General features: G+C 32.4%; 6 protein-coding genes. 3 read left to right on the top strand and 3 right to left on the bottom strand.

The genetic code is table 11. The features are described from left to right. The coding region (locus ACIQ6Z_RS00215) for an RNA polymerase sigma factor (RefSeq protein ID WP_396208934.1) at positions 1-710 on the top strand (710 nt) is incomplete at its 5' end. Continuing rightward, the gene (locus tag ACIQ6Z_RS00210; RefSeq protein WP_396208933.1) at positions 694-1,596 is read left to right on the top strand and encodes a hypothetical protein; all 903 of its coding nucleotides are present in this window, start codon (positions 694-696) and stop codon (positions 1,594-1,596) included. The genes ACIQ6Z_RS00215 and ACIQ6Z_RS00210, both read left to right, overlap by 17 nt. On the opposite strand, the gene ACIQ6Z_RS00205 is transcribed toward ACIQ6Z_RS00210, so the two are convergent. After that, on the bottom strand, positions 1,593-3,719 hold the full coding sequence (locus ACIQ6Z_RS00205; protein ID WP_396208932.1) for a Tex family protein: 2,127 nt from the start codon (positions 3,717-3,719) through the stop codon (positions 1,593-1,595). The two genes, ACIQ6Z_RS00210 and ACIQ6Z_RS00205, sit on opposite strands and share 4 nt — an antisense overlap. Positions 3,720-3,772: 53 nt before the next feature. Here ACIQ6Z_RS00205 and ACIQ6Z_RS00200 point away from each other — a divergent pair, with 53 nt between their 5' ends. Beyond that, entirely contained in the window at positions 3,773-4,045 is a 273-nt protein-coding gene (locus ACIQ6Z_RS00200) for a DUF1294 domain-containing protein (RefSeq protein ID WP_396208931.1), read from the top strand. A gap of 2 nt (positions 4,046-4,047) precedes the next feature. On the opposite strand, the gene ACIQ6Z_RS00195 is transcribed toward ACIQ6Z_RS00200, so the two are convergent. Beyond that, positions 4,048-4,956, bottom strand: coding sequence for a cation diffusion facilitator family transporter (locus ACIQ6Z_RS00195; protein ID WP_396208930.1), 909 nt, complete (start codon positions 4,954-4,956; stop codon positions 4,048-4,050). A gap of 8 nt (positions 4,957-4,964) precedes the next feature. After that, complete coding sequence (gene rpiB, locus ACIQ6Z_RS00190; protein WP_396208929.1) at positions 4,965-5,396, bottom strand: ribose 5-phosphate isomerase B; 432 nt, start codon at positions 5,394-5,396, stop codon at positions 4,965-4,967. Between the last annotated feature and the right edge of the window lie 604 nt (positions 5,397-6,000).

Below are 6,000 nucleotides of genomic sequence, written 5' to 3'. Positions count from 1 at the left end.
GCCACAAAGATTTGTTAGAGGCGATTGATTCGCTTTCTGAAAATCATAAATCCGTTTTTAACCTTTATATTATTGATGGTTTTTCACACCTTGAAATTAGCAAACTATTAAATATATCCGTTGGAACTTCTAAATCAAGTTTATCAAGAGCAAGAAAAAATATTCAAGAATTTCTTTTTGAAAAACTTTCTTTCCATTCAAAAGAGAAAAAGAAAAAACGAATAATTGCTTTTTTATTATTTTTAGGATTTGGAAACCAACTTTTTGCCAATTATTACAAAAAAACCTTTTCTGGTTTTGAGATTTCACCAAAAAATGATTTTAATCCGCATAAAAAATGCGATAACTTAGACTTAATTTTGGTTAATACGTCTGTTTTTCGAACTAAAATATTAAAATTTATCATTCTTTTTACAGGCTTAGTTTCATTGATTATATTTTTCTTATATAATAACTCAACACCTAAAATAATACAAGAAACTAAAAAAGATAAAATTATAAATACTATTACCACAAAAGACTCAATACATTTATCAAATGAATTGAAAACTTCGGAAAAAAAGCAGGTGGAAATTGAAGAAAATAAGCCGTTGTTAAATATAAATACGTTTGAAAAAAAGGATTCAACAGCCAATGCTCAAACGCCAAAAGTAGTGGTAATTAAAAAACAAATTGTTAAAAAAGATACGGTTTATGTGGAAAAGGAATAATTGTTTTTTCTGGTTTTTACTTCTTTTTCAACTTGGCTTTTCTCAAGACAAAAAGGTTGACACAGTATATATTTATGAAGAAGTAATCATTAGAGATACTGTTTTTATTGAAAAACCTTTAGCTAAAATAAAAGTTGATAAAGTAATCTTAAACAAAGGAATAAAAGGAAGCAAACCAAGCATTACCCTAATTCAAAATAAACAAAAAACAATTGTTTCTGCAGACACTTTAATAATCAAACAATTCAAAAATAATATTTTCTCAAATTTAGATTATAGTTTAAAACTTAACACTGGTATAACTTCTGTTAGTTTATTAAAAGAATTTGAAATAAAAAACCAACCTTTTTTAAGTTTTGGATTGTTAGTAAAAAAGAAATTATTTAATTCGAATTTTTCGATTGGTACTGGATTTGAAACTTCTTTTTTATTAGATGTTGGAACACAAAGTAAAGCTAATTCTGAATCAGATTTATCGGGTTATTATTTCACAAATGATGGCAGCCCAAAATTGTTTGAAAGCATAAATGCAAATGGTTTTCAATTACAAGTGCCGCTTTTGTTTTTTTGGAAAATAAATACGTTTACACCTTCGGTAGGTGTTTTTGGTACATACAGTAAATACCAAGCAAAATTTATGGGTTCTAGTGGAAATTTGCCCCTACAATTTGATGAAACGCAAACTTTTAACGCTAATGCTATTTACATTGGCTATTTAGCTCAATTAGAATATTCTTTACATAAAAAGTGGTCTGTTGGAGTAAATTACTCATTTGCTTCGGCTAAAAAATTAGTGTTTCGTCGTGACGATGAATCTTTTGCAATATCAAAAAAACAGACGCAAACCACATTTGGAATTGGTTTACGTTATACTTTTTTGTATTAAAAGATCATCGTCAACTGAATTCGTTTTCTCGCTTCGTCCACCTCAACAACTTTAACTTGAACGTGTTGGTGCATTTTTACCACTTCGTTTACATCGGCAACATAGCCTTCTTTCAGTTGGGAAATATGAACCAATCCGCTTTCCTTAATTCCTACATCTACAAAACAACCAAATGCGGTGATGTTGTTTACAATTCCAGGCAATAGCATGCCTGCTCTTAAATCTTTTATGGTTTTAACATTAGGGTCAAATTCAAAAACTTTAGCCGCCTTTCTAGGGTCCAAACCTGGTTTTTCCAACTCTTTAATAATATCTTTTAATGTCAATATTCCTATTTCGGGCGTACTGTAATTTTCAGGTTGGATTTGGGCTATTTGTTCTTTGTTGGCAATTAATTCGGTCGTTTTAATACCTAAATCTTTAGCTATTTTTTCTACGATTGCATACGCTTCTGGATGTACTGCCGAATTATCTAACGGATTTTTACCGTCTTTAATACGAATAAACGCTGCAGCTTGTTGGTACGCTTTTTCGCCCAAACGTGGCACTTTTTTCAATTGTTTTCTGTCTTCAAAAGGGCCGTTTTCTGAACGAAAGGCAACAATGTTTTCTGCTATTTTTTCTCCAATGCCCGAAACATAACTCAACAACGATTTACTGGCGGTGTTGATGTTTATGCCCACAGAGTTTACACAGCTCATTACCGTAATATCGAGAGCTTGTTGCAACTTGGTTTGGTCTACATCGTGTTGGTATTGTCCCACACCTATAGATTTTGGGTCAATTTTTACCAATTCGGCTAAGGGGTCGGAAAGGCGGCGTCCAATAGATACCGAGCCCCGAACCGTTACATCATAATTTGAAAATTCTTCCCGAGCAATTTTACTTGCGGAATATACAGAAGCTCCGGCCTCAGAAACTACAAAAACTTGAACGGGCCTATCAAAAGCGATTTTCTTAATAAAAAATTCGGTTTCGCGCGAAGCGGTTCCGTTTCCAATAGAAATGGCTTCAATGTTGTATGCATTTACCATAGAACGAATTTTTTTCAACGCCATGGTCGTATCGTTTTGTGGCGCATGAGGGTAAATGGTTTCGTTGTGTAATAAATCGCCTTTTTCATCCAAACAAACCACTTTACAACCCGTTCGATAGCCTGGATCGATGGCTAAAATTCGTTTTTCACCTAAAGGGGGCGCCAACAACAACTGACGTAAATTTTCGGAAAACACATCAATCGCTTTGCTGTCGGCTTTCGCTTTGGCTTCTTGCATAGTTTCGTTAGAAATAGCCGGTTCTAACAAGCGTTTATAACTGTCTTTTATGGCCAATTCTAGATGTGCCGTTGCTTCCGACTGTTTGTTTTTTATGGTGTTTTCAATCATGAAATCGATTGCTTCTTCTTTTTCGATGGTAACATTTAATTTCACGAAACCTTCTGCTTCGGCACGCAACATGGCTAATAATCGGTGAGAAGGTGCTTTTGAAAGGGATTCTTCCCAATCAAAATATTGCTTGAATTTTTGAGCCGCTTCGTCGTCTTTTTTCGTCTTAACTACTTTTGTGGAAATCATCGCTTTTCGTTGGAACAAGCGGCGTAAATTTTTACGAATAAAGATAGTTTCATTAATCCATTCGGCAATAATATCGCGAGCGCCTTGTAACGCTTCGTCTTCGTTTTTTACGTTTGCATTCAAGTATTTCGATGCCAAAAACTCAAGATCATCATTTTTTTGAGACATTATTATTTTTGCTAAAGGCTCTAATCCGTTTTCACGAGCTACATCGGCTTTTGTTTTTTTCTTCTTCTTATACGGCAAATACAAATCTTCCAATTCTTGCAAATCAAAACTGTTTTCAATTTTGGATTTCAATTCGGGCGAAAGGGCGTTTTGCTCTTCAATCGCTTTTAAAATACTTTCTTTTCGCTTAACGATTTCCTCAAATTGCTTGTTTAATTTTGAAATTGCTTCGATTTGAACCTCATCTAAATTGCCGGTTTGGTCTTTTCGATACCGCGAAATAAACGGAATCGTACAATCTTCTGAAAGTAATTGAATCGTGGCTTCAATGCTTTTTACAGCAATATTGGTTTGGTTTTGTATGAATTGGATGTGGTTCATGATGGAATTAATTTGGCTACTAAAATACTATCTTTGAATAAAAATATGTGTCTATGGAACCAATATTGTTGTATTTATTGCTAATAAATTTATTCACGCTAATTATTTGGGGTTATGACAAACAAATGGCTAAAAAAAACAGCCAACGAATTTCAGAAATGCGCTTGTTGTTGCTTGTTTTTTTTGGTGGTTTTTTAGGCGGTATTTTAGGAATAGTGATTTTTAGACACAAAATAGCCAAACGAATTTTTATATTAAAATTTACAGGGGTCGCTGTTCTTCAGTTGGTCCTTTTACGTTTTGTTCTAAGAATATTGTGGGAGTAATTTTAGTCCTGAACAATAAAATCTTTAGGATCTTCTTTTTTGAATTCGGGCTGAATGGTAATGTGGTTGATACCAAAATTTTGGAACAAGACCAATTCTATACGGTGCAATACCTCGTCAAATTGTGTCAAAGAAAAATCTTCCGGGCAATCTAAATGGGCTTCTAGGTGAATTTCTTCTTCGTTTAAATGCCACACGTGTATATGGTGTAACTTTCCAGCACCGGATACTTTATGCACTTCTCTAACAATTTCTTTAATATCAATATGTTCTGGTGTAAACAGCATTAACATTTTAGTTGCCTTACTGATCAAATCAAAACCCACAACAATTAAGTAAATAGCAATTAAAATCGTCATCACGCTATCAACCCAATACCAGCCATAAAACTTCATCAACAATCCGCCTACCAAAACCGCTATAGAAGCCATCATATCAGTAAGTAAATGCAAATAGGCTGATTTCATATTTAAATTATGATCGGCATCTTTTTTTAATAAAATCACCGACAAACCATTGACTACAATACCAAGGGTAGCCAACCAAATTACTAAATCTGATTTGATATCGTGGGGATGGATAAAACGTTCAATAGCACCATATATTAAAATAAAAGCAACAATAATTAAAGTGGCTGCATTTACAAAAGCCGCAATTAATTCGGCTCGTTTTAATCCGAAGGTTTGATCAATGGAAGCTTTTCTTCTAGATAATTTGTTGGCAACTAAACTAAACACCAAAGAAAGCACATCTGAAAAATTATGTAGAGCATCTGAGATTAAAGCCAAACTACCCGAAAGAATCCCACCCACAATTTGTGCTATTGTAATAAGTAAATTCAATAAGATAGAATAGACTAAATTTTTAGCTTTTACTTCGTGTTTTTCTATAGGAATGGGATCGTGGATCATAAATTGAATTATTTACAAGCGATTTTATGGACACGATTAGCGTGTCTTCCGCCTTCAAAAAGAGTGGTTAAAAAAGTCTCAACCATTTCAACTGCTTGTTGGATGGAAGTATATCGAGCTGGAATACTTATAATATTTGCGTCGTTATGTTGGCGTGCTAGTGATGCGATTTCTTTTGTCCAACATAATGCCGCGCGGATATCTTGGTGTTTGTTTACCGTCATAGCAATACCATTTCCAGAACCACAAATAACAATCCCAAAATCTGCTTTTTTACTTTCTACGTCATACGCTACGGCGTGACCAAAATCGGGATAATCCACACTATCAAAAGTGTCTGTTCCGTGGTTATAAACCGTATGCCCTTTTTCTTCTAAATAGTAAACAATTGCTTTTTTATAATCTGGACCAGCGTGGTCGTTTCCAATAGCTATTTTCATACTGTTTGTGTTGTTTGTTTTTACAAAATTACTAAAGTTAATAGTAGTTCTTACGTAGGTTGTTTGTTTTTTGATACTTTTATAAGTAAAGTGTTTGTTTTCAAAGAATTATATAATAAAATTAAGTAAATCATAGGGATTGTTAATTATATTTTGTAATTCGTTGATAATCAGATAATCTTGATTTAACAGCAACTGTTAACAACTTTGGATAGAAAATAAGAACTTTTTTAAGGTTGTATTAAAATAATTTGTAATCCAAAATAGAAATTTTAAAAACAAGATTAGTTGTTGTTTTTTATGGATAAATTATCAATAGAAATTACTAGTTTATCAACATAAATAACAAGTAAAAGTTATTTACAAAAAGAGAATAAATAACATTATAAACAGTTGTTGATAATCTAAATTATTTTTTATTTTTTTACTTAAAATTCAACTTGTTAGCTATTTTACTTTCTGTTAATTAAATTGTATAAGTAGTTATAACTTTAAAACACACCTCCTTTAAAAAAACTTATGCTAGCTATTAACACCCTATAATCATCATCATAAATTTAAATTTAATTAAAAATTATTTTTGTTGTTTTTAATAAATGTTGAA

Origin of the sequence: Flavobacterium sp., assembly GCF_044376915.1 — a bacterium.
In the GTDB taxonomy this organism is placed as follows: Bacteria; Bacteroidota; Bacteroidia; order Flavobacteriales; family Flavobacteriaceae; genus Flavobacterium.
This window is presented reverse-complemented; position numbering and strand designations above follow the sequence as displayed.